Source organism: Nonomuraea sp. NPDC048882 (assembly GCF_040649755.1).
Classification (GTDB): domain Bacteria; phylum Actinomycetota; class Actinomycetes; order Streptosporangiales; family Streptosporangiaceae; genus Nonomuraea; species Nonomuraea maheshkhaliensis.
The window spans coordinates 110832-136780 of sequence record NZ_JBEZGB010000021.1; the positions used below are offsets into that span (position 1 = coordinate 110832).

The following is a 25949-nucleotide window of genomic DNA, read 5'->3' on the forward strand; positions in this document are numbered from 1 at the left end:
CCTCATGCCCGGCAGGGCTGCGGCGGGCACGGCCGTGCCTCAGTGCCTCATGCTCAGCAGGACGACGGCGGGCACGGCCGCGACGAGGGCCATGACGAGCGCGGCCGGGCCGAGCAGGCCCGCGGCCAGGAGTGGCGTGACGATCGCGGCGCCGATCGGCGGTGTCGCCTGCATGAGCGTCCTGAGGATCGCGAAGCCCCGGCCGCGCAGGTGCGCGGGGATGCGCGCCATGCGTAGCGACTGCGCCCAGATGGTCATGGGCGCGCTGAACATCCCGATGACGAGGAAGCCCGCGGCCACGGTGATCGTGAGCGGGGCGGTCAGCAGCGCCAGGAAGCCGGCCGCGGCGACGAGCTGGACCACGGCGATGGCCCTGAGCGGGCGGGCCCGCGGAGTCCTGGCGCCGGCGACCGCCGCGCCGGCCAGCTCGCCCGCCGCCAGGGCGGCGAGCAACAGGCCCAGGGCTTGCGGGCCGCCCTGGAGCTGGGTCTTGGCCAGCCAGGGGCCGGTGACGAGGAGCATGCCGACGGCGATGTTGAAGGCCATGAACGCGAGCGTGGTCGCGACCAGGACCCGGTCACGCAGCAGGGTCACGAGCGCGCCATGCGACCCGTCCGGCTCCGGCGCCTGGGCCGCCTGCGGGGTGAGGGGACGGCGGACGGCGCGGCGTTCGGCGAAGGGCCGGCAGGTGGCGAAGGGCCGGCGGACGGCAAGGCGACGCGGGACGCCGAGAGGGCGCGAGACGGCGAGGGGACGCGGAACGCCGAGAGGGCGCGGGACACCGAGGGGGCGGCGGACGGCTAGGGCGGCGACCGCGAACACCACGTAGGAGATCGCGTCGAAGGCCAGCACGGCCTCACCACCGAACCCGGCGATCAGAACACCGCCCAGAGCGGGCCCGATCATCCCCGAAAGGCTGAAACTCAGGCTCTCCAGCGCGTTGGCCGCGTCCCGGTCCTGCTCGGGCACGAGGTCGGGAATCGCCGCGGGGAACCCGGCCAGCGGCACCATCTTCAACAACCCGTACACCGCCGCCACCACGAACGGCATCGCCGGCGGCACCTCGCCCAGCAGCGACACGACCGGGATCGACGCCATCGCCGCGCCCCGGACCACGCTGTCGACCGCCAGCACATGCCGCTTGTCGAACCGGTCCAGCACCGGCCCGGCCAGCAGCCCGCCCACGAACACCGGCAGCGTGTGACAGACGGTCAGCAGCCCGAGCCGCCGCACCCCGTCAGGCTGGGACAACACCAGCCACGTCAGTGCGACGAACGTCATCCCGTCGCCCACGAGCGAGACGGACGAACCCAGCCAGAGTACGCGGAAGTCACGCCGCGACAGCGCTCGCCGGTATGCGGCCAGGCGGCCGCCGGCGACATCGTTCACCATCATGCGGACCAACCCTGGGTCCAGCTCCTCGCCGGCGCTGGCGGGCATCGGCCGTCAACGGTCGGCGTCCGATGCCCGCCAGTCGTGCTACCGGCCCTGTGGCACGCTTGATGGGGTGATCGAGGACGAGGTGGCGTACGCGGCCATGCGGAGCCGTGACCCGCGCTTCGACGGATGGTTCTACGTCGCCGTCACCACGACCCGCGTCTACTGCCGCCCGAGCTGCCCGGCCGTCATGCCGAAGCCGGAGAACGTGCGGCTGTTCCCGACCGCGGCGGCGGCGCAGGTCAACGGGTTCCGGGCGTGCAAGAGGTGCCGTCCAGACGCGGCTCCCGGGTCGCCGGAGTGGAACACGCGTACCGACCTGATCGGCCGGGCCATGCGGCTGATCGCCGACGGGGTCGTCGACCGCGAAGGCGTCACCGGACTCGCCGCCCGCCTCGGCTACAGCCCACGCCAGGTGCACCGCCGGCTCGTCGCCGAGGTCGGCGCCGGACCCCAGGCCCTGGCCAGGACGCGGCGGGCGCAGACCGCGCGGATGTTGCTGGAGGCCGGCCCGCTGCCGATCAGCGACGTGGCCTTCGCCGCCGGGTTCGCCAGCATCAGGCAGTTCAACGACACCATCAGGCAGGTGTACGCGACGACGCCCACCCGGCTGCGCGGCCCCGGGAACGTCGCCCAGCCGCCGGGGGCCACCACGGTCCAGCTCGCCTACCGGCCACCCATGGACGTGCCGGCGATGCTGGCCTGCCTGGGCGCGCGGGCCGTCCCCGGCATCGAGCACTACGACGGCGACGCCTACAGCAGGTCACTGTCGCTGCCGCACGGCGCCGGCGTGATCACGCTGCGCCCCGGGACCGGTCACGTGCTCTGCGCGCTGCGACTGGAGGACCTCAGAGACCTCGCCGCCGCGGTGCAGCGCTGCCGGCGACTGCTCGACCTGGACGCGGACCAGCAGGCCATCGACGCCTTCCTCGGCGCGGACCCGGCACTGGGGCCGCTGGTGGCGGCCCACCCCGGCCTCCGCGTACCAGGCTGCGCCCACCCCGGGGAACCGGCGATCCGGGCCATCCTCAGCCACCGAACGCGAGCCGCGACGGCGCGGGCTCGGCTCGCCGACCTGGTCACCACGTACGGCCGCCCACTCGCCACCCCATTCGGCCCGATAACCCACCTGTTTCCCGACATGCCGACCTTGGCAGACGCCACGTCCACCGGCCACACCGGACGAGCCCTGGCCCGCGCCCTGGCCGACGGCACCCTCAGCCTGGACCCCGGCTGCGACCCCGCCCAGGCCCGCAAACAACTGCGCGACCTCCCGGGAATGAGCGCGTGGGCCCTCTCCCGCATCCGGATGAACGTCCTCGGCGACCCTGACGTCCTCCTCCCCGGCCTGCCGACACGCCGCGCCGTACACCGCCTCGCGGCCGATCCCGCCCGGTGGCGCCCCTGGCGCTCGTACGCCATGCAGTACCTGGCACTCATGCCCTCCACATCCAACGCCTCCGAAACCGACTCCCCAACGCGCCCGCCACACGCCCGCGCCGTGCATGCGTAGCCCGCGTGCCTGCCTCCTCCGCCCTTCCACCGACAGCACCCCCGGCCGACCCCTTCCACCCTCCGACTGACAGCGCCCCGGTCTTCCCTTCCCACTCCAGCCGACAGCACATCAGTCCTGCCGTGGTCATGCGTACCCAGGTGCCGATTGACATAGTGGGCGCTTGCCCATTTATAGTGGGCGCATGACCACTTCTACGCCGGGCTCCGGCCGTACGTCCACGTCCACCCCCGAGCACGTCGCGCACTCCCACCGGCAGCGGGAGATGGCCGAGTCCTTCGGGGTCGATGCCGAACGTTACGACCGCACCCGGCCCGCCTACCCGGACGCCCTGATCGAGCGGATCATCGCCACCAGCCCGGGCCGCGACGTCCTCGACGTCGGCTGCGGCACCGGCACCGCCTCGCGCCAGTTCCTGTCCGCCGGCTGCACCGTGCTGGGTGTCGAGCCCGACGCGCGCATGGCCGCCTTCACTCGCCGGGGCGGGCTCGACGTCGAGGAGGCGACGTTCGAGACGTGGGACCCCAACGGCCGCACCTTCGACGTCGTCGCCGCCGGAACGGCCTGGCACTGGATCGACCCGATCGCCGGCGTCACCCAGGCCGCACGGGTCCTGCGCCCTGGCGGCCGATTGGCGGCCTTCTGGCACGTCTACCAACTGCCTGCCGAGGTGTTCGAGGCCTTCACCGCGGCCTTCCGGGGTGCCATGCCCGGCTCGCCGGTCAACGGCCAGGCGCCCGGCCAGTCACTCGACGCCTACCAGCCGCTGCTCACCAAGGCCGCGAACGGCATCCGCGAGGCGGGCGGCTTCGCGGAGCCCGAGCAGTGGCGGCACGACTGGGAGCGGACCTACACCCGCGACGAGTGGCTCGACCAACTCCCCACCTCGGGCACCCTCACCCGGCTCCCACCCGAGGAGCTGGCACCGATCCTGGACGCCGTCGGTGCCGCCATCGACGCCGTCGGAGGCCGCTTCACCCTGCCGTACGCCACGATGACCGTCACCGCGACCCGCCTCCCCTGAGCACTCCCACCCCCTTCCGTCGCTCACCCGAGCTCACCGCCTCCCCTGAGCGCTCCCGCTCCCCTTCTGCCACTCGCCCGAGCTCACCGTCTCCCTTGACCGCCCTGCCCCCGCCCCCTGAACAGTTCGCCTCCGCTACTCGCCCGGCCCCGCTTGAGCGACCTGCTTCCGCCAAGCGATCCCAGCGGCCCCGCCGTCCGGTCACGTCGTCGGCTGCCGTTGGGGGTCTGTTCTCCATGTAGACGGCAAACGGCGACCGCCTTTACGTTGTAGATTTCTGCGGTAACGCGCCGGCGATCCCGATCAGCCGCCGCGCCTCCAGGACGAGCCTGGACGACCCCTTGCGGGCCGCGACCGCCGCCACCTCCGGCAGGTCCGCCCGGGCCCCCGCGATCCGGGCGGCTCGCGCCCCCGCCGCCAGCAGGTCCGCTGCCCCGGCTCGTGGGCGCTCCCCCTCCTTCGGCAGCAGGCCGGGCAGCACGTGGGTGATCACCGCCCACACCGCCTCGTGCGCCCCGGCCTGGGTGGCGTCGTCGAGGACCGACACCACCCGGTTGAGGCGGATGAACTCCTGCGTGACCAGGTCCGTCACCGCCTTCCCCAGCTCCCGCGCCGGCACCTCGCCGCGCGCGGCCAGGGTGAGGAAGGCGTCGGTGGCGGCGACTCGTTCGCCGGTCTTCTCGTGGCTCATACCGCAGGCCAGGGCGTAGGCCGTCGCGAGGCCGAGCGGGCCGTCGCCGTGCGCGAGGACGGCGAGCGCCCGCGTCTGGCCGTCGCTGGACCCCATGGACGACGGCAGGTAGCCGGCCAGGTGTGCCGCCGCGAGCTCCCGGTGGGCGGGCAGGGCGAGCGGCCACCAGGTGAGGGTGTAGCTGTGGCCGGACTGCACCTCGAACACGGCGCGGATCTCCTCGGGCAGCCCGTCGGGGGTCTCGGGCTCCGCCTGGAGCAGGTGCCAGCCCGTCTGGTAGTAGCGGCGCCATCGCCGTACGGACATGTTCACCGGCGGATCGGTCAAACCGCCGTTCCGCATCCACGTCGCGCACTCGCGGCCCGCCTCCGACGTCAGGCGGCCCGCCCGCTCCACCTCCAGTTCCGTGAACGTGCGGGGCAGCCGGAGCAGGGCCTGGGCCAGGTCGGCCGGCAGGGCGTGCACGCCCTCGGCCTCCAGCAGTTCCAGCCGGTCGAGCAGAGTGGCCGGGTCGAGGTGGCCGGTGCCGGCGGTGGGTGTGGCCAGCAGGACCGGGTAGCCGGTGCCCTCCTCGAACGGCGTCAGCAGCTCCATCGCGCGGCGCAGATAGAGGCGGTCGAGCGGGCCGAGCGACGCCGGGCGCCGCCGCATCCCGGACGCGGCCAGGGTGAGGCTCCTGCTGTGTTCGGGGGCGGCGAAGGCGAGGAAGGTGCGGTTGACGGCTTCGATCAGGTTTTCGTGGATCTCGCTGCCGTAGTGGCCGTACGCGACCGGGTGCAACGGGTGCCACCAGGGTTGCAGCGCCTCGCGCAGCTCGTCGGGCGCGCGGTGCGACCACTCGGCCAGGCCCGCCAGCAGGCGTTCGAAGACGTGGACGTCCTGGGCCCAGCGCAGAGCGGTGAGGGCCTGGACGAGTTCGCCGGGTGAGGCGATGGGCGGGGGCATCGACGGCACGGAGGGGACGATGAGCGGGAGCGCGGCGGGCGCCTGGGCCGCGGCGATGCCGCCCCCGAACGCCGCCGAGACCCGTTCCCGCAGCTCGTCGGGCAGCTCGGCGGCGGCCTCGCGCACCGCTTCGCGCGCCTCCTGCCCCGCCCCCGGCGCGAGCTTGACGGCCAGCCGTACGGCGCGGTCCTGCAGAGCGAGGGTGTCCTGGGCGAAGATCAGCGCCAGCGCCTCCAGCACCGTGCCGGTCCTGCCGGCGTCACGCAGCACCGCGTCGCCCGCCCACGACATGGCCGCCCGCAGCAGCTTCTTCTCCGGCCGGAACGCCAGCGCCCGCATCGTCTCGGCGAACAGCTCCTCCTCCAGCCGCCCCGCCTCCTCCAGCCGGCGCAGCTGCGCGAGTGCCAGGTCGGCCACCGCGACCGGCCCCGCGGGCAGCAGCCGGACGTAGTCATCGGCCCGCGCGTACGCCTCGTCGATGTCGGGGTCGAGCCGATCGTGCAGGCCCGCCAGCGGTACGAGGGCGCCGGGGCCGTCGCGCAGCAGCCGCCCCACGACCGCGTCGAGGACGGCCACGCGGTCCAGCCGGCCTGCGTCCACGAGCCGCACGACCGTCTCGACGACCTGCCACAGGTCGGTCTCCGCCAGCGCGTCGATCTCGAAGATCCGCCCGGCGTAGGCGGCGAACAGCGGATCGTCCGCGACCGGCGCCGAGCACAGCTCGCGCAGCCAGCCGACCATGAACGCGTCGTCGCCGGGCGGCTCGACGCCCGTCTCGCGCACGAGCCGCGCCGCCAGCCCCCAGCGCAGCAGCTCAGGCACCCGCAGCCGCGCGCACATCCGCCGGGCCAGGTCGGCCCGCCAGGCCACCGGCCGGTCGCCGAGCAGGCCGAGCACCCGCTCGGCGGCCTCTGCCTCGCGCCACCACCGGAACTCGCGCCTGAACAGCCACGACGTCACCGCCGCCGGGCCGCCCAGGCACACCACGCCGGCCAGCACGAGCGGCGTCAGCTGCCGGTTCCACGACTCCCATCCCGCGACGCGGGACTCGCCGGTGACGTAGGCGGGCAGCTCGGCCGCGACCGCCTTCCGGCCGGCCGCGTCCAGCTCGGTGACGGTCCTGATCGTGCCTGTCACGTCGCCCGCGCGTACCAGCTTGCGCACGTCCACCCACGCGTCCACGCCTGCACCTCCTGATGGAGGCGCCGACGCCTCCGTACTGTACGGGGACGGCCGGACGCGGCGTGATCATGGCCACGCGCCGACCATGATCGGGACACTAGCGAGCGGGGACGACAATTCCGGGGTCGGTCACGACGGTCTTCGGCATCCCCGGCGAGATCACGACGGCTCCCCGGCCTGCCCCGGCGCGGTCTCGACGGGCCTCCGCCCGCCCCTGGCGGGGTCACGGCCGGCCCCCTGCCGCGTTCCGGCCGCCGGTGACAGCGCGCCGCTCAGCCCAGGGGTCAGTGGTGGCGCCAGTAGCCGCAGAACATGATGTGCTCCTTCGGCATCCCGGCCCGTACCCAGTGCCGCCGCAGTCGTACGGGCAGCTCCGACTCCCCCACCACCCAGCCGTAGCACGGCTCCTCGGGCACGGGCAGGGCCTGCGCCGCCGCCAGCGCCGCGGCGCCGGGCACCGCGCCGGGGTCGTCGCGGACGATCCAGCTCACCTCGACCCCCTCGGGGTGGTCGAGTGGCTGCCGGTCCTGCGCTGAGGGGATCTCGGCCAGCGCGTGCCCTCGGGCGTCGGCGGGCAGGGAGGCCAGGATGCCGGCGAGCGCGGGCAGTCCGCTTTCGTCGGCCGCCAGGACGACCCGCCGCGTCCCGGGCGGCGGGTTGAAGCCGATGCCCTCGTCGATGAGCGCCACGCTGTCGCCGGGCGCGCAGGTCTCCGCCCACGTGGCGGCCGGACCGGCCGTGCCGTCGGCGGCGGAGCCGTGCAGCACGAAGTCCACGTCGATCTCGGGACCCTCAGGGCCGGAGGGGCGGTAGGCGCGTACGGAGTAGTTGCGCAGCACCGGGCGGTCGGTCTTCGAGATCGTCAGGAACCGGGCGTAGCTGAGCGTGGTGAGCCTGGGCGGGAGGCGGGTCAGCGAGTTCGCCGAGACGGGCAGGAAGAGGCGGAACCACTGGTCGTACCCCATGGGCGTGAACCGCTCGATATCGCCGCCCCCGAGCGTGACGCGGGCGAAGTGCGGCGACAGGCGCTCGCGGCGCAGGACCCGCAGGACGAGGAGTTCCGACGTCCTGGGCTTGATCCTGGCGCTGTTCAGGTTGCTGCGGGCCACGCGGGGATCCTCTTTCGCGAACGGGCGCCTTTACGTTGTAGATTCACCGGCGGAGGCTGCGGGGGCGCAGGTCGGACCAGTTGCCGGCCACGTACGCGAGACAGGCCGCCCGCGCGTCGGGCCCGAAACGGACCTCCCAGCCGTCGGGCACGGCCGCGAAGGAGGGCCAGATGGAGTGCTGGTCCTCGTGGTTGACCAGGACCAGGAACTCGCCGTCCGGGTCGTCGAAGGGATTCATGGGCTCCGCTCCTCAGTTAGGTAAGCCTTGCCTAATTTGATCGGAAAGTCCCGATCTGTCAAGAAGGAACCGGGCCCTGAGGGGTGCGACACCCGCCGGGGGTGCCGGACACTGACGCACGGGGTTACGTCAAGCCCGGTCCGGCCCCGGGTTCGTTCACGGGCGCCGCGCCCGAGTGGTACGACGGCTGAGCGGCGCCGGCGAACTCACCGGCCAGGCGGTGCCTGCGTCTGGGCAAGGCGTAGGTGGGGTGCCGGGTGGCCCACAGCGCCATCGTGAGCACGCCCGCCTTGAGGTGCGCGCTCATCCGGCCGCCGTTGTGGTGCGGTTTCGCCTGTCCTTCTTCGTCGAACGTCTGCAGGATCCCGTCCCGCCGCCCGAGGCTGACTAGGTTGTACGTGTGAGTCAGTTCGGTGGTCGCGACGGTGCGCCCGGTCAGGCGGCCCACGATCGCCTCGATGGCCTGCCGCCCGGTGTGGCCGGCCGACGCGCAGGACATCGGCAGCGGCCGGCCGTTGTCGCCGATGGCGTGGACGCTGTCACCGATGGCGTAGACGTTCGGGTGTGAGACCGACCGCATGGTGCGATCGACGACGATCTGACCGTGCCCGGTGACCTCCAGCCCGGCGACGGCGGCGATGGGGGTGACGGCGAACCCGGCCGCCCACACGGTCGCGCCGGACACCAGGGCGGTGCCGTCGGCGCACAGCACTCGCGCCGGCTCGACGGCCGCGACGCTGGTGTGCTCCAGGACGGTGACGCCCAGCCGGTCGCAGGCCCGGCGCAGATGGGTGCGGGCTCCGATGGACAGCCGGGCGCCCAGCTCGCCGCGGGCGATGAGCGTCACCGACAGGCCGGGCCGCGACTCGGCGATCTCGGTGGCGGTCTCGATGCCGGTCAGCCCGTCGCCGACGACCACCACATTCCTGCCCTCTCCCCGCATGTCCAGCCTGTCCAGGCGTTCGCGCAGGCGCAGCGCCGAGGGCCGGCCGGTGACATCGAAGGCGTGCTCGGCCACGCCGGGGACGCCATGGTCGGCGACGTGGCTGCCGAGCGCGTAGACAAGTGTGTCGTAGCCGAGTTCGCCGCCGCTGGCGGAGGCGGAGGCGGTGACGACCTGGCGCTCGGGATCGATGGCGGTGACGCGGGCCAGGCGCAGTCGTATCCCCGTACCCGCGAAGACGTCGGCGAGCTCGGGCACCTCGACCTCTCGCCCGGCCGCGACCTGGGGCAGCCGCATGCGCTGGACGAAGTGCGGCACAGCGTTGACGACGGTGATCTCGGCGTCCTCCGGGGACAGCCGGCGGGCCAGGTTCCCGGCCACGTAGGCCCCGGCGTAACCGGCGCCGAGGACGACGATGCGGTGCTTCATGTGCGGCTCCTGTCGGTTCGTCTGCGTCTGCCGCGCTCGTCGTGAACGCGGCGTCCTGACCATGCGGCGCCGGCGCCCGGCGCTCTGTGACAGCGCCGCCATGTGACGCGTGTCACTGAGCACGGGTGTCACACAACGGCGGGCTCCAACGCCTTGTGCACAGAGCAGCGACGGGTGGACAGGCAGGAGCCAGGCATGAACGAGCGCGGCGACGCGGCAAAGGGCACGGCAGGTAACCGGACGGATCCGGCGACCGAGGCGTTCCTAGCCCATCGCAACCTGCTGTTCACCGTCGCCTACGAGATGCTCGGTTCAGCGGCCGACGCCGAGGACGCCTTGCAGGAGACCTGGTTGCGGTGGGTCAAGGTCGACCTCGCGCAGGTGCACGACCAGCGCGCCTACCTGGTGCGGATCGCCACCCGGCGCGCGCTCGACCGGCTGCGCGCCATCAGGCGCCGCAAGGAGGACTACGTCGGCCCCTGGTTGCCCGAGCCGCTGCTCACCACACCGGATGTGGCCGAGGACGTGGAGCTCGCCGAGAGTGTGTCGATGGCGCTCATGCTCGTCCTCGAGACGCTCTCCCCCACGGAACGCGCCGTCTTCGTCCTGCGTGAGGTCTTCGGCATCAGTCACGAGGAGATCGCCGCCGCCGTCGGCAAGAGCTCGGCGGCCGTCCGGCAGATCGCGCACCGCGCCCGCCGGCATGTCGAGTCCCGCCACTCGCGCGAGGTGGTCTCCCCGGGTCAGACCCGGGTGGTGCTGGAGTCGTTCCAGCGCGCGCTGGAGACCAGGGATCTCCAGGGCCTGCTCGACGTGCTCGCCCCGCACGTCGTCCTGCTGAGCGACGGCGGCGGCGTCAAACAGGCCGCGCCGCAGCCGGTCACCGGCGCCGGCAGGGTGGCCCGCATGATCGTCAGTGGTCTCGGCAAGGCCCGTTTCGCGCTCACCAGTGAGCCCGCCGTGGTCAACGGCAATCCGGCGCTCCTGCTCCGCCTGGACGGCGAGATCGACGGCGTCATCGCGGTCCGGGTCGAGGACGCCCGCATCACCGGCCTCTACTACGTCCGCAACCCGCACAAGCTGACCCGCATCGCGTCCGAGACCCCGCTCACCCTGCGCTGAACCCCGGCGCCGAGACGGGGCCGCCACGAGCACGAAACGAAGATCCACTACTGGGAGGTCTTTCATGACGAATCTCAAGCTGCCGGTCGAGCGTGGCTGCCCGTTCGCCACGCCCCCCGCCTACGAGCGGCTGCGCGAGCGGGCGCCGATCAGCAAGGTCCGCCTGACCTCCGGTGGTGAGGCGTGGTGGGTGTCCGGGCATGAGGAGGGCCGCGCCGTCCTCGCCGACCCCCGCTTCTCCTCCGACAAGCGCAAGGACGGTTTCCCGCTCTACTCCCTCGATCCCGCGACCCTGCGGCAGCTCCGCGAGCAGCCGCCGTTGCTGCTCGGCATGGACGGCGCGGAGCACGCCGCGGCCCGCCGGCCGGTGATCGGCGAGTTCACCGTGCGGCGGCTGGCCGCGCTGCGCCCGCGGATCCAGAGCATCGCCGACCACTTCATCGACGACCTGCTCGCCGGCGAGCGCCCGGCCGACCTGGTACGGGCGCTGTCCCTGCCGGTGCCCTCCCTGGTGATCTGCGAGCTGCTCGGCGTCCCGTACGCCGACCACGACTTCTTCCAGAGCCGCGCCGCCATGATGGTGAGCAGGACCTCGCTCGAAGACCGGCAGCGAGCGTTCGCCGAACTACGCGCCTACCTGGACGACCTGGTCACCCGCAAGGAGTCGGCGCCCGGCGACGACCTGCTCGGCCGGCAGATCGCCCGGCAGCGGCAGGAGGGCGCCGTCGACCACGGGAGCCTGGTGAGCCTGGCCTTCCTGCTGCTGACCGCCGGGCACGAGACCACGGCGAACATGATCTCGCTCGGTGTGGTCGGGCTGCTCTCCCGTCCGGAACAACTGGCCGTGATCAAGGACGATCCGGCCAGGACGCCCATGGCCGTGGAGGAGCTGCTGCGTTACTTCGCCGTCGCCGACGGGGTCACCACGCGGGTGGCCACCGAGGACGTGCGGATCGGCGGGGTGAGCATCAGGGCCGGTGAGGGTGTCGTCGTCTCGACCCTGTCGGCCAACTGGGACCCCGCCGTGTTCACGGAACCGGGCGAACTGGACGTCGAGCGCGGGGCCCGCCATCACCTCGCCTTCGGCTTCGGCCCGCACCAGTGCCTCGGCCAGAACCTGGCCAGGATGGAACTGGAGATCGTCTTCGGCACCCTGTTCCGCCGCGTCCCCGGCCTGCGGCTGGCCGTGCCGGCCGAGGAACTGCCGTACAAGGCCGAGGCCGTCGTCTACGGCGTGCGCGAACTCCCGGTCACCTGGTGAGCGAACAGGCGGCCCGCCGTCACTGCTGGCCGGGGCGGCGGGCCGGAGCGGGGGCCGGGCCGGCCGTGCCGTCGGCGAAGCGGGACGGACGGAACGGCGCCAGCAGCGCCGACTCCCGCCCGAACACCTCCCCCGCGACCTCCTCCATCAGCAGCGGCGCCAGCGTGACCCCGCTGTGCGTGGCCACCGTGTAGACCCGCCGGCCGGCGTCGGCGAAGCCGGCCACGGTGAGCCCGTCGCCGGGCATGGCCCGCCGGCCCACCACCGCCCGCTCGGCCCTGGCGCCCTCCGTGCCGCGCAGGACGCCGGGCAGCAGCGTCAGGATCTCGCTGATCACCTCGCCGGGCACGGGCGCGTCCGGGCGGGCCAGGCCGTCCAGGAGCAGCGACTGCAGCAGCAGCCGCCCGCCGCCGTCGGGGCGCAGGTTGAGCGCGGCGGTGGTGAGGACGCGCGACAGCCGGGCGGGCAGCGCGGCGGTGGTGACGAGAAAGCCGTTGGTGACCGTGCCGGACACGGCCGGGTCCAGCATCGGGACGGTGGCCCCGGCCAGGGCGGCGACCCTCTCGGTCCAGCGGCCGGCGCAGGTGACGACCACGTCGCCGGCGAACGTGCGCCCGTCGGCGATCGTCACCTTCGCGCCCGAGCCGGACGCGTCGATCGCGGTCACCTCGGCACCGCACTCGACCGTGGCGCCGCCGTCGCGGGCCTCGCCGAGCAGGCGGCCCAGCAGGCGCAGCGGCTGGACGTACGCCTCGCCGGGGAAGAACACGTACTCGGTGCCGGGCGGAAGGGGCACCAGGTCCGGCTCCAGGGCCAGGGCGCGCCGGGCGGTCACCCGCTCGACCGGGTAACCCATGGTGATCAGCCGGCCGACGCGGGCTTCGAGCTGCTCCTTGTGCTCGTCGGAGACCGCGCATTCGAGGTTGCCGGTGGGGAAGAACCAGTCGCCGGGCAGCTGGTGGTGGGCCCAGACGGCGGCGTGGTTGAGGTCGAAGTACTCCTTCGGCGTCTTGTTGTTGGCGTTGACCCACGCGACGGAGGTGGACGACGTGCCGGCCCCCGGGGTCCGCGCCTCCAGCACCGTGACCCGCGCGCCGCGCCGGGTCAGCCCGGCCGCGACCGCGGCTCCGAGCACCCCCGCGCCGATGACGACGACTCGCACGCTCATTCCTTTCCCTTGTGCTCCTCATCGGCGCCGAAGAGTTTGGCGACGCCGACGAATCGTTCGATGACGACGACCGCGACCAGCGCGAACAGCACCATCAGGGTGCCGATGGCGGTGACGGTGGGGTCGTAGTCGTACTGCATGTAGTTGAAGATGCGCACCGGCAGCGTCTGCAGATCGGTGGTGACCACGAACAGCGCCACCGTCAGGTCGTCGAAGGAGGTGATGAAGGCGAAGAACGCCCCTCCGATCAGCGCCCCGCGCACGGCAGGCAGGGTGACGTGCCAGAACACCAGGAACGGCGGCGCCCCCAGCCCGGCCGCGGCCTTCTCCGCCGCGCGGTCCAGCCCGGACAGCCCGGCCAGGACCAGCCGCACCGCGTACGGGACGGTCAGCACCAGGTGCGCCAGCAGCAGCGTGAACGGGCTGGAAGCCAGCCCCATCTGCGCGAACCACTGCAGCAGCCCGATGCCGAGCACGATCGTGGGCACCGCGAACGCGCTGGACAGCACCGTCTCCAGCGCCGCCCGGCCAGGGAAGCGGTAGCGGTGGATGGCCAGCCCGCCGGCCAGCCCCACCACGGCCGAGATCGCCGCCGCGGCCAGCGCCACCCCCGCGCTGAGCGCGAACGACGACAGGAACTCGGGCTTGCCCAGCACCTCGGCGTACCAGCGCAGCGTGATGCCCTGCGGCGGGAACGTCACGTACGGCGTCGTGGTCAGCGAGGAGGCCACGGTGACCGCGACGGGCGCGATGAGGAACGCCACCACCAGCGCGGCGAACAGACCGCCGAACACCCGGGTCATCCGAACACCACCTCCCCCTTGCCCCGCCGCAGCAGCCGCGAGTAGCCGAGCAGCAGCCCGGTCGTGACGACCACCAGCACGAAACCGATCGCGGCCGCGTACGGCCAGTCGAGCGTGGTCGTGGCCTGGGTGTAGACGAAGTACGGCATGAGCTTCACCTTGGGGCCGCCGAGGATGGCCGGCGTGACGAAGCTGGAGGCCGTCAAGCTGAACACGATCATCGCCCCGGCCAGCATGCCGGGCGCCGACAGCGGCAGCGTGATCCGCCAGAAGCAGGTCCAGCCGGGCGCGCCGAGCCCCTTGGCGGCTGGTACGAGCGTCGGGTCGATCCGGTCGAGACTGCCCATGAGCGGCAGCACCATGTACGCCAGCATCACGTGCACCATGCCGATGAGCACGGCGGTGTCGTTGTAGAGCAGCTGCGGCGGCGTGAGCCCGAACCACTTGATCGCCGAGGCCACGGGCCCGTTGGGCCCGAGCACCACCAGCCATCCGTACGCGCGGATGACCATGCTGATCAGCAGCGGCGACAGCAGGAGCAGCGCCAGCCAGTTGCGCACCCTGGGCGAGCGCCCGCGCAGATAGAGCGCGAACGGGTAGCCGACGAGCAGGCAGCCGAGCGTGGTGAGGCCGGCGACCTTCAGCGTGTTCCCCAGCACGTCCCGGTAGAACGGGTCGCCGAGGAAGCGCGCGTAGTTGCCGAGCGTGAACGCCCCGGTCTGCGTCCTGAAGCTGTTGGCCACCAGCGTGAACAGCGGCGCCACGAACAGCAGCGCGAAGATCACGAGGGCGGGCAGCGCCAGCAGCAGTCCCGTGCGCCGGCTCGGGCGGCCCGCCCCTGCGGTCACCGGGCCGCCAGCGACGCGTCCGACGGCCGCCATGAGCAGGTCACCTCCTCCCCCGGCTCGGGCACGCGGGCGTCGAACGGCAGCGCCGCCGTCACCTCTCCGGCCGGGGTGGACACGACGCAGCGGATGCGTGAGCCGAGGAACCGGGTGTCGCGTACGGTCCCGCGCAGCCCCTCCCCATCGTCGCCGACGCGGATGACCTCCGGCCGTACGTACACGCGCACGGCGGCGCCCTCGGCCGGGGCCCGCCCCACGGGGGTGGCGGACACCTTCCTGCCCGCGACCACGCAGGTCCCGCCGCCGGCGGCGGTGCCGTCGAGGGCGTTGACCTCGCCGATGAACTGGGCCACGAAGTCCGTGGCCGGGCGCAGGTAGACCTCCTGGGGCCGGTCGAGCTGGTGGATGACGCCGTCGGCCATGACCGCGATCCGGTCGGAGACCGCCAGCGCCTCCTCCTGGTCGTGGGTGACGAGGATGGTGGTGGTGCCGATCCTGCGTTGCAGCGAGGAGACCTCGTCGCGCAGGCGTACCCGCAGCTGGGCGTCGAGGTTGGAGAACGGCTCGTCGAGCAGGAGCAGGTCGGGCTGGATGACCAGGGCCCTGGCCAGCGCGGCACGCTGCTGCTGGCCGCCGGACAGCTGGCGTGGATGCCGCTCGGCCATGCCGTCCAGGCCGACCAGCTCCAGCACCTCGGCGACCTGTTTTCCGCGCCGGGCGGCGGTGACCTTGCGCATGCGCAGGCCGAACGCGACGTTGTCGGCGACGGTCATGTGCGGGAACAGGGCGTAGGACTGGAAGACCATGCCCATGGAGCGGCGGTGCGGCGCGACCGTGGTGATGTCGCGGCCGTCCACCTCGATCAGGCCGCCGTCGGCGGTCAGGTGGCCGGCGATCATGTTCAGGGTGGTCGTCTTGCCGCAGCCGGACGGGCCGAGCAGGGTGAGGAACTCGCCCGGCTCGGTCTCCAGGTCCACTGCCGAGACGACCTCCTTGCCGCCCAGGACCTTGCGCACGCCGTCCAGGCGCAGCCGCCCGCGCGGGGCGTCCGTCCCTGGCGGCGTCTTCGCGCTCGTCAAGGGGGTGCTCGTCACTGTTCGACCTCCTTCGTCCATCGGTCGGTCCAGGCGGCGCGGTTCTCGTTGATCACGGCCCAGTCGAGCTTGCGCAGCTCGGTGGCCCGGTCCTGGCCGACCACCTTCGCCGCCAGGGCGGGGTCGAGCTGGACGCCCTTGACGGTGGGGCCGTTGAAGTTGGACTCGGCCATGGTCTTCTGGGCCGCCGGTTCGAGCAGCGTGTTGACGAACTTCTGGGCCAGGTCGGGGTGGGGTGCCTTGTTCACCACGTTCACCGTGGCGATCAGCGGCAGGGCGCCCTCCTCCGGGTAGACGAATTCGACCGGGAAGCCCTTCTTGGCCAGCATCTGCACCCGCGAGTTGCCCCAGACGCTGGCCACGGCCTGGCCTTGCAGGAAGTAGTTGGAGACGTCGGCGGTGGTGTCGAACGTGACGGCGTTGGCCGCGACCTTCTTGATGCCGGCGAAGCCGGGGTCGACCTCGCGCTCGGATCCGCCGCCGACCTTGGCCGCCATGAGCAGGGCGCCCAGTCCGTACGTCTGCGTGATGGACGGCATCACAAGCTTGCCCTTGAGGCCTGCGTGCGCCAGGTCGGACAGCCGCTTGGGGGCGGGCAGGCCGTTCTTGGCGTAGTAGTCGGTGTTGTAGGCGATGCCGGTGGCGTTCAGGGAGAAGCCGACGCCGACGTCGCCGGGCAGGCGGGCCAGGTCGATGACGTTCGCCAGGTTCGTGACGGTCTTGGGGTCGAGCTTGGCCAGCAGACCCGCCTGCACGGCCTGGTTCTGCACGCCGTCGTCGATGAGGGCGACGTCGATCTGCGGGGCGGCCTGCTGGGCCTTGAGCTTGGCGACCGTGTCGGTGGAGCTGCCGGAGATGTAGGTGACGCGGCAGGAGCAGGACTTCTCGAAGCCGGGGATGACGGACTGCTTGAACGCCTCCTCGTACGAGCCGCCGTATCCGGCGACGATCAGCGTGCCGGGGGCGGCGGACGGGTTGGGCGCGGCGCAGGCGGACAGGGCGAGGGTGGCGAGCATGAGGCCGGCGATCGGCGTCACGGGTTTCATGGCGACCTCCGTAGGGGGCGGTCCGGGGCTAGGTGGCCGATGCCGCGCGCGGTCGCGCCGCTCTCGACCAGGTCGGCGACGATGTCGCCGAAGACGGGGGCGAGCTTGAAGCCGTGCCCGCTGAAGGCGGCGGCGACGACGGTGCGGCCCCGCCGGCCGAGCAGGCCGTGGCCGTCGGGGGTGAAGGCGTCGGCGTACGTGGCCACGCGCACCGGGTCGGGCCGCAGGCCGGGCAGCGTGGCGGCGACCGCCCGCGCAACCTGCCTGACGTACGCGGCGGGGACGCTGCGGGCCAGCGATTCCGGCGAGCCGATCTCCCGCCACGGCACGTGCAGGTTGACCTTGACGCCGGCGCCGTCCACGGAGGGGAAGCAGGAGTAGGCGGGCTCCCCGACGCGGATCGCGATCGGGCACCGGCCGGGGTCGAACAGGCTCTCGTCGCGGCGCGGGAACCAGGTCGAGGTGATCGCCTTGGCCACGATCGGCTCGTGCGGGAGCAGGGTGCGCGCCCACGGGCCGGGGGCCACGACGGCGTGGGTGAAGCGTCGCTCTCCTTCCGCGGTGACGACGGTGACGCCCGCCTCGTCCTCGCGTACCTCCGTGACGGGGGTGTAGCGGGCGATGCGGGCGCCGGCCTGTTCGGCCGCCGCGGCGGCGGCCACCACGGCGGGCTCGGGGCGCAGGTGGCCGGCTTCGGGGTCGGCCACCATGACCTCGCCGTCGCGCAGTGGGTGCTCGGGTACCTGGTCGCGGGCATCTTGGCCGGTCAGGACCTCGACGGGCAGGTCGAAGGCGCGGGCGGAGTCCAGCACGGCGCGGATCGAGGGGTGCTCGCGCGGGCCGACGGTGACGCCGCCGACGGGGGTGAGCAGGCGGCGGCCGCAGCGGCGTTCCAGCTCCTCCCACAGGTCGCGGGCCTGGCGCAGCAGTGGCACGTACGCGGACCCCTCCTTGTAGGCGGTGCGGAAGATCCGTGACTCGCCGCCGGCCGCGCCGCGGTCGTGGCCGGGCGCGTAGGCGTCGAATCCGACGGCGGGGATGCCGCGCTCGGACAGCCGCCACAGGGCCATGGAGCCCACGGCGCCGACTCCGACGACGGCGACAGAGATCATGGATCCGCTCCTTCTCGGGCATGGCTGGGCTGGGGGTCGGGGCATGGCTGGGGACCGTGGCACCGGGGGCCTGGCGGGGAACGCCACGGGCCCGGCGCACGGAAATGGGCCGATCGGCTGGGGAAAAGGGGATTCAGCTGTGGTGGTCGGAGGAGCCGCTCAGGTCGGTCTCGACGTAGAAGCGCTCGGACCCGGCCGGGATGACGATCTCGACCAGCTCGGCGATCTCGCCGCGGCGGGTCCAGGTCTCGCGGGTCCAGCGGAAGACGGGCGCGCCCGCCGGCAGGGCGAACAGCTCCGCCTGGGGCCCGGTGAGGGCGTGCGGCTCCACGTAGAGCCTGGCCCGCACCAGCTCGACCCCGCGATCGCGCAGGTAGGCGTGGGTGGTCAACGGTTCTAACGGCTGGTCCAGCAGGTCGGGAGCCAGCCGGAACGGCAGGACGTGCAGTTCGATGTTGGCCGCGGTGCCGTCGGACCGCAGCTTGTGCCGTTCCATCTGGACGACCGCCTCATCGGCGGGCACACCCGGCAGCCGCAGCCGCGCCGCCTGGGCGGGCAGCACCTGCGCGGAGACGACCCGGTGGTCGCCCGGCATCTCCGGGCCCTGGATCAGCAGGCCGGTGTAACGCAGCAGGTTGTGCCGGCCGACGGCCTGGGCCACGAAGCTGCCGCGCTTGCGGAAGCGCACGATGAGCCCGGCGTCGGCGAGGTCGCGCAGGGCCCGTTGCACGGTGATGCGCGAGACCCCGAACTCCTCGCAGAGCTCGACCTCGGTGGGGATCCGGGTGCCCGGCCCCCATTGTCCGTCACGGATGCGTGCCTCAAGCGCCTTGCGGATCCGCACATGGAGCAAGAGGTCACGTTCTGACATGCCAAAATACTCGTTGTAGCTTTTAGTTATGTCAATAGGTGTTTAGCTATAACTTATCGGCGTACGTCGAGGTGAGCGCCCGCCCGGTCAGCGCGCCGCGGACGTCTCCCTGACCCACGGCAGCAGCAGCCGCTCGGCCAGCACCAGCGCGTAGAACAGCGCCAGGCTCATGACGCCCAGCAGCGCGATGGCCGCGAACGCGAGCGCCGTGTCCGCGCTGCCGCCGGCCTGGACGATGACGAAGCCGAGCCCCGCGTCGCCCGCGCTGAACTCGCCGATCACCGCGCCGACCGAGGCCAGCGGCATGGCCACCTTCAGCCCGACGAAGATCTGCGGCAGCGCCGCGGGCAGGCGGATCCGCACGAACGTCTGCCCGCGCGGCGTGTCCAGCGACCTGGCCAGCTCGACCAGCTCGGGCGGCGTGGACGTCAGCCCCGAGGCCACCGACAGCACGACGGGGAAGAAGCACACCAGCAGCGCCATGACCACCTTGGGCTGCTGCCCGAAGCCCATCCACACCACCAGCAGCGGCGCCAGCGCCACCTTGGGCACGGCGTTGAAGGCGACCAGCAGCGGCGCGAACATCAGCTCCGCCACCCGCCAGGCCGCGATCAGCAGCCCGATCGCCAGCCCGCAGACCACCGAGAGCGCGAAGCCGAGCACGGTCTCCGTCAGGGTGATCGCGGCCTGTTCCAGCAGGTAGCCGGGCAGGCGCAGGAAGGCGGTGACCACGGCGGCGGGCGAGGGCAGGATGATCTCCGGGATCGCGAACGCCGCGGCCGTCAGCGCCCATCCGCCGATCGCGGCCGCCACGCCCAGCGCGGACCAGCCCGCCGCCGTCACCGCGTCCCTGCGCCGCCTGTCCTCCTCCGCCATCACCCGGCCTCCGGCATCACCGCGTGCGGGCGCCACCCGCCGTCCTCCACGCTCAGCCCTTGGGGACGAGGTCGAACGACACCACCGACTCCGGCGCCACCTCGCCCGTGAAGGCCCCGGCCTCGCGCAGGACGCTGATCGCGCGTTCGACACGTTCGCGGCTCATCGCCCCCATCGGCGCGCCGCCGTCCGGGCGCACGTAGGGGGCGATCAGGGTCAGCTCGGCGGCCGCGGCCTCCGCGTTCTGCGCCGGCTGGTGCGCGAGCAGGATCTGGGCCGCCTCCTTGGGGTTGTCCACCGCGTACGCGAGCCCCTTGAACAGGGCGCCGGTGAACCGCCTGACCAGGTCGGGGTTCTGGGCCGCGAGGGTGGCGGAGGTGCTCAGCGCCGAGCCGTACATGTCGGTGATGACGTCGCCGAACGGCAGGACCTTGACCTCCTTGCCCCGGGCGGCGTTGCGCACGGTGGGCTGGCCGACCACGTACTGGCCGATCGCGTCCACCTTGCCCGAAGCCAGGTTGGCGGCCAGCTGCGCGGGCTGCAGGCTGACCCATTTGACCTTGGTCCTGTCCACTCCGGTGAGCTTGGCGTAGGTGGGGAACATCATGGCGATCACCGACGTGGCCGTGTCGCCGACGGTCTTGCCCTCCAGGTCCTTGGGCTCGCTGATACCGCTGTCGCCGAGCGCCATGAGCGCCGCCAGCGTGCGCTGGTGGACGGCGGCGACCGCGACCGTCCCGGTCGGCTTGCCGCCGCCGGCGGTGAGCAGCATCGCGGTGAAGTCGATGGGCGAGAAGTGGGCCCGGCCGCCGGCGAGCGCGGCCATGTTCTCGCCGCTGCCCGTGCCCGGCTGCACGCTGACCTCGATGCCGGCCTCGCGGAAGTAGCCCTTGTCCATGGCGACGTAGACGTACGCCTCACGGCCGAAGGTGCCGAAACCGGTCACGTAGGTGACCCGGTCGGCCGCGGGCCGGGCGGGCGACGGCTCCTCGCCTCCCGAGCCGCAGCCGGCGGGGAGGGAGAGCGTCGCGACGATGGCGGTGATCATGATGACACGCGGCAGTCGCCTCATGACACCGATCATGACGGCCTGACGGCTCCGGTCAATATCGCGGGGGGATTCCGTCAGGTGAAAGCGGTATTCGTCGTTTACGATCGAGATCGATCCGGCTTGATCGATGCGCGAGATCTGTCCGTGCGCGAGATCTGTCCGGCTCGGGCCGAGGAGGTCGCCAGGTGATCCGGCTGAGCAAGGTGTCCCAGGTGTTCGGCGGGCGCCGGGGTGCGGTGGAGGCGCTGAGCGAGGTCGATCTCGACGTGGCCGGCGGGGAGTTCGTGGCGGTCGTGGGCCGGTCGGGCTGCGGCAAGTCCACCCTGCTGCGGCTGATCGCGGGCCTGCTGACGGCCAGCTCGGGCGAGGTGCTGGTGGACGGCGACCCGGTGGTCAGGCCGCGCCGTGACGTGGCCATCATGTTCCAGCGTCCCGCGCTGCTGCCGTGGCGTTCCGTGCTGGGCAACGTGCTGCTGCCGGTCGAGGTGTTCGGGTGGCGCGGCGACGAGCACCGGCGGCGGGCGGGCGAGCTGCTGGACATGGTGGGGCTGGAGGCGTTCCACCGGCGGCTGCCGCACGAGCTGTCGGGCGGGATGCAGCAGCGGGTGGCGCTGTGCCGGGCGCTCATCCAGCGGCCGCGCGTGCTGCTGATGGACGAGCCGTTCTCCGCCCTCGACGCGCTGACCAGGGAGGAGCTGTCGATCGAGCTGCAGCAGATCCACATGGAGCACGCGGCCACGGTCGTTCTGGTGACGCACTCGATCGAGGAGGCGGTGCTGCTCGCCGACCGGGTCGTGGTGCTGACGCCGCGTCCGGGGCGCGTCCACACGGTCGTGGAGGTGAACGTGCCCCGTCCGCGCACGCTGGGCCGGGGCACGCACGCCGAGGAGCTGGCCCGCTGCTCGGCCGAGTTGCACGAGGTGCTCGGCGCCCGGCGGGCCTGACTCCTCGGGAATGCGGTTGCCGGTTGGGCGTTCTTGCCCGAATGATGTGGGTGTGGTGCGGCTGGCATTCGGGGTGGTGACGGGACGCGATCAGCACGTCTGGGACGCGCGGGGGCGGCCGGTGGCGGCGGACGGCGCTGGGGGCGGCACGGAGGACGGCACGGAGGGCGCACCGGTCGTGGTGGGTCCCGCCGGGGCCGATCCGGCACCCGCGGTCGCCGAGCTCGGCCGGCTCCTCGCCGCCGATCCCACGGCGGCCGGGGCGGGGGTGGAGCTGTGCCCGGGTTTCGTCTCGGCCCGGCTGGACGGCGCGCGCGGCGACCGCCGGGACGCGGTGCTGGCGGCCGTACGGGTGCTGGGATTGGACGGCCTGCACCGGCTGGGTGAGCGGGCGGGGCTGCTGGTGGCGCTGTTCGGGACGGAGGCGACCAAACCGGTGGCCGCCGCCGCGAGCCAGGCCATCGCCGACGGCCGCTGGGCCGCCCTCCAGCTCGCCTCGGCCGCCAGCGGGGTGCTCGGCGCCGAGCAACTCGAACGCGTCCTGCGCCTCGGCCTGCCCGCTCCGGAGGCCGCCGTCGTGGAGCCGGCTTTGGAGGCCGCCGCGTCCACCATGGCCGGTCATCTGGAGCGCGTTCTCACCCCGTTCCCCCGCAGGCGCCGTCTCGATCTGCTGCTCGACCTGTGGGGACGGGTGGCGGCCGAGCAGGAGCGGGTCAGGCGTAAGCAGCGGCTGCGGGCCACTCAGGGCAGGCAGACCAGGCTGGAGGAGCTGACCGCCCGCTACGAGGCCCACGAGGAAGAGCTGCTGATCGCGCACATCACCCAGCAGCTGGGCCACGAGCCGTCGCTGGCGGACGCGGCCCGCTGGTTCCCGGAGCCGTGGGAGCGGGCGGCGCTGATGCGGCGCGTCCTGGCCGACGCCCTGGCCGCCACGGTGCTGGTGCGCACCGCCGTGGCGGTGGCCGATCACGGCGTACGCGAGGGCATCGCCCGGTGCGCGGACCAGCTCGTCGCCGCCGCCGCGCTCATGAAGCCGGACGAGGCGGGGCGGGCCGCCCGCCGGGTGCCCGGGCTCGCCGGCCTGCCCGCCAGGCCCGGCTGCTACGTCAGGGACCTGGCCGCCAAACGGCACGACCCGCGCGAACCGTACGTCAGGCAGCGCCTGGCCAGGGCGACCGAGTACGCGGAGGTCGTCATCGAGGCCGTCACCGACCGCGTCCTTGAGGCCCGCCCGCAGGCGGGCGCCTGGGCGGGCGCGGGGATGCGCGAGTGGCGGGCCGTCGCCGGCTACACCCCGCAGCGCGACCCCGCCTCGTGGTCGCAGCCGCACCAGGAGGAGTCGCGGGCGTCGCTGAGCGAACGGCTGGCGGCCCGGCCGCCCGGCACGGCGGCCGAAGAGGAGGAGACGGCCGGGGACCTCCTCTGGTACGCCGAGCTCGCCGACGCGCTCGCCCAGCTCAACGGCCACGAACGGGCGGAGGTCGACGCCGGCCCCAACTACCCCTACCTCCACTGGGACCCCTTCCCCCGCCCCGACGAGCAGCTCACGCCGCCGGTCGAGTCGATCCCGGCGGCGCTGGCCGGGGCGGCGCAGCTGATCTCGTTCGGCGGCCGGCCGCCCCGGCACTGCCGTACGTGGGAGGAGCTGGTGACGGGGCTGGTCGCCGATCTCCGGTTCACGGAGGCGTTCACGCGCGACTTCGCGCTGCCCGAGCCGCTGGCGGCGCGCGACGGCACGATCCTGCCCGGTACACGGTTGCGGGTGGAGTGCGCGCGCAACGCCCGCATGCTTACCCAGTGGTCGGCGTACATGGGGAATTGCATCGGCTCCCCGCACTACGCCGAAGCGGCGGCGCAGGGCAAGTGTGTGCTGCTGGCGCTGCGCCACGAGAACGGCTCGATCGCCGCGAACATCGAACTCGTCCAGCACACGCGCGGGTGGCGGATCGACGAGTTCCGGGCCAGGTTCAACGGCGACCCGGAGCTTGCGCTGCGGCAGCGCGTGCTGGCCTGGGTGGCCGGCCTGCCGGTGCCCGCGCCCGCCGCACCCGAACCGCCCGACCGGCTCCCGGGGCCGCGCCCGGCGTCCCGGCGACGGCCGGAGCGGGCGTCTCTTGAGGTGAGCGGCCCTCTGGCGGCGCTCGTCGCGGACGTCATGACGGCCCCTGACGTGGTGGCGGCCCTGAACACCCTCGACCGCCTGTACGCCGCCCGCGACGGCACGCCCACGAACGCCGCCCCTGGATCCCGAGCGTCCACAAGCACCGCCCACGGATCCCAGGCACCCGCAAGCACCACCTACGGTTCCCGGGCACCGGCCGACGCCGCCCCGAGAGCCCAGGCACCCGCAAGCGCCGCACACGGGTCCCAGGCGCCCACGAACGCCGCTACCGGACGTCAGGTACCCACGGGCGCCGCCACTGGACCCCGGGAACTCGCCGTCGCCGTCCCCGAGGCCCAGACGTCGGCAGGGCTGGCGGCGCTGCGGCGGCTGTCCTCCGATCGGATCGAGCGGGCCTGCCGGCACGGCCTCCCCGCGACCGGTCTGGTCGCGCTGTGGCGGGCCACCGGTGTGCGTCCTCTGGAGCGCGCCCTGGCCGCCGCCCTCGATCCGCGCCTGCGCGACCAGTACGACCGGCTCCCCCTGCTGCTCGCCGACGCCCCGCTCCCCGGCTCGCTGCGCCGGCTGGCCAGGCACGAGGCGATCGCCCCCGCCCGCTCGATGGAGCTGGTGGCCCGCCGGATCCGCGCCGCGCTCGGCCGCCTGGTGCGGGCCGGGGACCCGGTGCTCGCCGACCATGTGGCCCGCCGCGCCGACACGGCGCTGCTGTGCGCGCTTGTCATCGCGGTCACCTCCTGGCCGGACGCCGGGCCGCCGACTGTCGCGGTGACGCGGCCGGGCGAGACGGCCGTGCCGGGCTTTCCCCGTACGGACCTGGACGACCCGGACGGGCCGTGGCGGCGGGCGTTCCCCGCGGCCGTCGAACTGGGCGCCGACCTCGCCGTCTTCAACGAACGGATCGCCACGGACGGCCTCCGGGTCCCGTCCGCCTGGCTGGGCCGCGGCGGCTGGCCCGCACTATGGCAACGCGCCGCACGCTGACCCCACCAGCGCGCCTCGCTTTGCGCTGATCCCGAACGACACCGCAACCAGAGGCCGCCGAGTCTGCCCGATTTAGGCTGATCTCATGGACATCGCCTCTGCCGCCAAGCTCTGGGACGCTCACCCGGGCTGGCTGAACACCGCCTCCTACGGCCTGCCTCCCCGCCGGGCCTTCGACGATCTGCAGGCCGTGCTGACCGAGTGGCGGCACGGCACCGACTGGCAGCCGTGGGACGCCTCCGTCGGCCGATCGCGTGAGGCCTTCGCGCGTCTCGTCGGTGCCCCCGCCGCCGATGTGAGCGTCGGGTCGAACGTGTCGCAGATCATGTCGATCGTGGCCACGGCGCTGCCGCCCCGGGCCAAGGTGGTCGTGCCCGAGGTCGAGTTCACCAGCAACCTGTTCCCGTGGGCGGTGGCCGCCGACATCGTGACAGTCCCGGCCGACCGGGTGGCCGACGCGATCACGCGTGACACCGCGGCCGTGGCGTTCAGCGTGGTGCAGTCGGCGAGCGGCTATGTCGCGCCGATGGCCGACATCGTGGCGGCCGCGCGGGCCCATGACGCGCTCGTCATCGCCGACGCCTCGCAGGCGTGCGGCTGGCTGCCGGTGGACGTGGCGGGCGTGGACGCGCTGGTGTGCACGGCGTACAAGTGGCTGATGGCGCCGCGCGGGGCCGCGTTCGCCTATCTGTCGCCGCAACTGCGGGAGCGCATGCGCCCGCTGGCCGCCAACTGGTACGCCGGCGCCGACGACGGCGGCTCCTACTACGGACCTCCTCTGCGCCTGGCCGGCGACGCGCGGGCGTTCGATCTGTCGCCCGCGTGGTTCAGCTTCGTCGGCGCCGCCCCGGCCATCGAGCTGCTGAACGAGCTGGGCGTCGAGCGGGTGCACGAGCACGACGTGGCCCTGGCCAACCGTTTCCGCGCGGGCCTCGGCCTGGAGCCGTCCGACACGGCCATCGTCTCGGTGGACGCCCCGGGCGAGCGGCTGGAGGCGGCGGGGATCAGGGCTGCGGTACGGGCCGGCCGGGTGCGTGCCAGCTTCCACGTCTACACGACCGAGGCCGACGTGGACCGCGCGCTCGACGTCCTGACCTGATGCGACTGGCTTGACCTGGCCCGACCCCGACCTGACGCGACTG

At 73.2% G+C, this 25949-nt stretch carries 21 protein-coding genes; 7 read left to right on the top strand and 14 right to left on the bottom strand.

Annotation, left to right across the window (positions count from 1 at the left end; genetic code table 11):
- Positions 1 to 39: 39 nt before the first annotated feature.
- Positions 40 to 1395 (bottom strand): MFS transporter, encoded by a 1356-nt coding sequence (locus AB0C27_RS47400; protein WP_357859816.1) that lies wholly within the window; start codon positions 1393 to 1395, stop codon positions 40 to 42.
- On the opposite strand from AB0C27_RS47400, the gene AB0C27_RS47405 reads away from it, so the two are divergent.
- Together AB0C27_RS47405 and AB0C27_RS47410 are read left to right on the top strand one after the other, a co-directional pair.
- On the top strand, positions 1394 to 2950 hold the full coding sequence (locus AB0C27_RS47405; RefSeq protein ID WP_357859819.1) for an AlkA N-terminal domain-containing protein: 1557 nt from the start codon (positions 1394 to 1396) through the stop codon (positions 2948 to 2950). The genes AB0C27_RS47400 and AB0C27_RS47405 overlap by 2 nt on opposite strands.
- A 184-nt stretch (positions 2951 to 3134) precedes the next feature.
- The gene (locus AB0C27_RS47410) at positions 3135 to 3974 is read left to right on the top strand and encodes a class I SAM-dependent methyltransferase (RefSeq protein WP_357859822.1); all 840 of its coding nucleotides are present in this window, start codon (positions 3135 to 3137) and stop codon (positions 3972 to 3974) included.
- A gap of 262 nt (positions 3975 to 4236) precedes the next feature.
- Here AB0C27_RS47410 and AB0C27_RS47415 read toward each other — a convergent pair whose 3' ends face one another.
- The 4 genes from AB0C27_RS47415 to AB0C27_RS47430 form a co-directional block, all read right to left on the bottom strand.
- The gene (locus AB0C27_RS47415) at positions 4237 to 6792 is read right to left on the bottom strand and encodes a DUF6493 family protein (RefSeq protein ID WP_357859825.1); all 2556 of its coding nucleotides are present in this window, start codon (positions 6790 to 6792) and stop codon (positions 4237 to 4239) included.
- A 284-nt stretch (positions 6793 to 7076) separates the two neighbouring features.
- A complete protein-coding gene (locus tag AB0C27_RS47420; RefSeq protein ID WP_357859828.1) occupies positions 7077 to 7901 on the bottom strand; it encodes a siderophore-interacting protein in 825 nt (274 codons plus the stop codon).
- A gap of 43 nt (positions 7902 to 7944) precedes the next feature.
- Complete coding sequence (locus tag AB0C27_RS47425; protein WP_346101828.1) at positions 7945 to 8139, bottom strand: MbtH family protein; 195 nt, start codon at positions 8137 to 8139, stop codon at positions 7945 to 7947.
- A gap of 124 nt (positions 8140 to 8263) precedes the next feature.
- Entirely contained in the window at positions 8264 to 9511 is a 1248-nt protein-coding gene (locus AB0C27_RS47430) for an FAD-dependent oxidoreductase (protein WP_357859831.1), read from the bottom strand.
- Positions 9512 to 9706: 195 nt separating this feature from the next.
- Between AB0C27_RS47430 and AB0C27_RS47435 the strand changes: the two genes are divergently transcribed.
- Both AB0C27_RS47435 and AB0C27_RS47440 read left to right on the top strand, forming a co-directional pair.
- Complete coding sequence (locus AB0C27_RS47435; RefSeq protein ID WP_357859834.1) at positions 9707 to 10633, top strand: RNA polymerase sigma-70 factor; 927 nt, start codon at positions 9707 to 9709, stop codon at positions 10631 to 10633.
- Between the two features lie 64 nt (positions 10634 to 10697).
- Positions 10698 to 11894, top strand: coding sequence for a cytochrome P450 (locus AB0C27_RS47440; RefSeq protein WP_357859837.1), 1197 nt, complete (start codon positions 10698 to 10700; stop codon positions 11892 to 11894).
- Between the two features lie 19 nt (positions 11895 to 11913).
- On the opposite strand, the gene AB0C27_RS47445 is transcribed toward AB0C27_RS47440, so the two are convergent.
- The 9 genes from AB0C27_RS47445 to AB0C27_RS47485 form a co-directional block, all read right to left on the bottom strand.
- A complete protein-coding gene (locus tag AB0C27_RS47445; protein ID WP_357859840.1) occupies positions 11914 to 13056 on the bottom strand; it encodes an FAD-binding oxidoreductase in 1143 nt (380 codons plus the stop codon).
- Between the two features lie 2 nt (positions 13057 to 13058).
- On the bottom strand, positions 13059 to 13865 hold the full coding sequence (locus AB0C27_RS47450) for an ABC transporter permease (RefSeq protein WP_357859843.1): 807 nt from the start codon (positions 13863 to 13865) through the stop codon (positions 13059 to 13061).
- Positions 13862 to 14746: an ABC transporter permease gene (locus AB0C27_RS47455; RefSeq protein WP_357859847.1), complete on the bottom strand. Its 885-nt coding sequence runs from the start codon at positions 14744 to 14746 to the stop codon at positions 13862 to 13864. The genes AB0C27_RS47450 and AB0C27_RS47455 overlap by 4 nt, the downstream gene beginning before the upstream one ends.
- Positions 14710 to 15804 (bottom strand): ABC transporter ATP-binding protein, encoded by a 1095-nt coding sequence (locus tag AB0C27_RS47460; protein WP_357859850.1) that lies wholly within the window; start codon positions 15802 to 15804, stop codon positions 14710 to 14712. The genes AB0C27_RS47455 and AB0C27_RS47460 overlap by 37 nt, the downstream gene beginning before the upstream one ends.
- A complete protein-coding gene (locus AB0C27_RS47465) occupies positions 15801 to 16850 on the bottom strand; it encodes an ABC transporter substrate-binding protein (RefSeq protein WP_357859853.1) in 1050 nt (349 codons plus the stop codon). The genes AB0C27_RS47460 and AB0C27_RS47465 overlap by 4 nt, the downstream gene beginning before the upstream one ends.
- On the bottom strand, positions 16847 to 17962 hold the full coding sequence (gene solA / locus AB0C27_RS47470; RefSeq protein WP_357859855.1) for an N-methyl-L-tryptophan oxidase: 1116 nt from the start codon (positions 17960 to 17962) through the stop codon (positions 16847 to 16849). Before solA ends, AB0C27_RS47465 begins: the two co-directional genes overlap by 4 nt.
- 133 nt (positions 17963 to 18095) lie before the next feature.
- Complete coding sequence (locus tag AB0C27_RS47475; protein WP_357859858.1) at positions 18096 to 18833, bottom strand: GntR family transcriptional regulator; 738 nt, start codon at positions 18831 to 18833, stop codon at positions 18096 to 18098.
- An 87-nt stretch (positions 18834 to 18920) separates the two neighbouring features.
- The gene (locus AB0C27_RS47480) at positions 18921 to 19709 is read right to left on the bottom strand and encodes an ABC transporter permease (RefSeq protein WP_357859860.1); all 789 of its coding nucleotides are present in this window, start codon (positions 19707 to 19709) and stop codon (positions 18921 to 18923) included.
- Between the two features lie 52 nt (positions 19710 to 19761).
- Entirely contained in the window at positions 19762 to 20781 is a 1020-nt protein-coding gene (locus tag AB0C27_RS47485) for an ABC transporter substrate-binding protein (RefSeq protein WP_357859863.1), read from the bottom strand.
- A 164-nt stretch (positions 20782 to 20945) separates the two neighbouring features.
- Here AB0C27_RS47485 and AB0C27_RS47490 point away from each other — a divergent pair, with 164 nt between their 5' ends.
- From AB0C27_RS47490 to AB0C27_RS47500, 3 genes are all read left to right on the top strand, one after another.
- Positions 20946 to 21704, top strand: a complete 759-nt coding sequence (locus AB0C27_RS47490; RefSeq protein ID WP_357859866.1) for an ABC transporter ATP-binding protein — start codon at positions 20946 to 20948, stop codon at positions 21702 to 21704.
- 52 nt (positions 21705 to 21756) lie between these two features.
- Entirely contained in the window at positions 21757 to 24807 is a 3051-nt protein-coding gene (locus AB0C27_RS47495) for a hypothetical protein (protein WP_357859869.1), read from the top strand.
- A gap of 85 nt (positions 24808 to 24892) precedes the next feature.
- Complete coding sequence (locus AB0C27_RS47500; protein ID WP_357859872.1) at positions 24893 to 25906, top strand: aminotransferase class V-fold PLP-dependent enzyme; 1014 nt, start codon at positions 24893 to 24895, stop codon at positions 25904 to 25906.
- Positions 25907 to 25949: the final 43 nt, after the last annotated feature.

Excerpts from the sequence above, each read along its gene's own strand:
- AB0C27_RS47435 (WP_357859834.1), top strand. The coding sequence starts at position 9,707 with ATGAACGAGCGCGGCGACGCGGCAAAGGGCACGGCAGGTAACCGGACG.
- AB0C27_RS47440 (WP_357859837.1), top strand. The coding sequence starts at position 10,698 with ATGACGAATCTCAAGCTGCCGGTCGAGCGTGGCTGCCCGTTCGCCACG.
- AB0C27_RS47480 (WP_357859860.1), bottom strand. The coding sequence starts at position 19,709 with ATGGCGGAGGAGGACAGGCGGCGCAGGGACGCGGTGACGGCGGCGGGC.
- AB0C27_RS47455 (WP_357859847.1), bottom strand. The coding sequence starts at position 14,746 with ATGGCGGCCGTCGGACGCGTCGCTGGCGGCCCGGTGACCGCAGGGGCG.
- AB0C27_RS47410 (WP_357859822.1), top strand. The coding sequence starts at position 3,135 with ATGACCACTTCTACGCCGGGCTCCGGCCGTACGTCCACGTCCACCCCC.
- AB0C27_RS47475 (WP_357859858.1), bottom strand. The coding sequence starts at position 18,833 with ATGTCAGAACGTGACCTCTTGCTCCATGTGCGGATCCGCAAGGCGCTT.
- AB0C27_RS47425 (WP_346101828.1), bottom strand. The coding sequence starts at position 8,139 with ATGAATCCCTTCGACGACCCGGACGGCGAGTTCCTGGTCCTGGTCAAC.
- AB0C27_RS47500 (WP_357859872.1), top strand. The coding sequence starts at position 24,893 with ATGGACATCGCCTCTGCCGCCAAGCTCTGGGACGCTCACCCGGGCTGG.
- AB0C27_RS47485 (WP_357859863.1), bottom strand. The coding sequence starts at position 20,781 with ATGAGGCGACTGCCGCGTGTCATCATGATCACCGCCATCGTCGCGACG.
- AB0C27_RS47400 (WP_357859816.1), bottom strand. The coding sequence starts at position 1,395 with ATGATGGTGAACGATGTCGCCGGCGGCCGCCTGGCCGCATACCGGCGA.
- solA (WP_357859855.1), bottom strand. The coding sequence starts at position 17,962 with ATGATCTCTGTCGCCGTCGTCGGAGTCGGCGCCGTGGGCTCCATGGCC.
- AB0C27_RS47450 (WP_357859843.1), bottom strand. The coding sequence starts at position 13,865 with ATGACCCGGGTGTTCGGCGGTCTGTTCGCCGCGCTGGTGGTGGCGTTC.
- AB0C27_RS47405 (WP_357859819.1), top strand. The coding sequence starts at position 1,394 with ATGCGGACCAACCCTGGGTCCAGCTCCTCGCCGGCGCTGGCGGGCATC.
- AB0C27_RS47465 (WP_357859853.1), bottom strand. The coding sequence starts at position 16,850 with ATGAAACCCGTGACGCCGATCGCCGGCCTCATGCTCGCCACCCTCGCC.
- AB0C27_RS47430 (WP_357859831.1), bottom strand. The coding sequence starts at position 9,511 with ATGAAGCACCGCATCGTCGTCCTCGGCGCCGGTTACGCCGGGGCCTAC.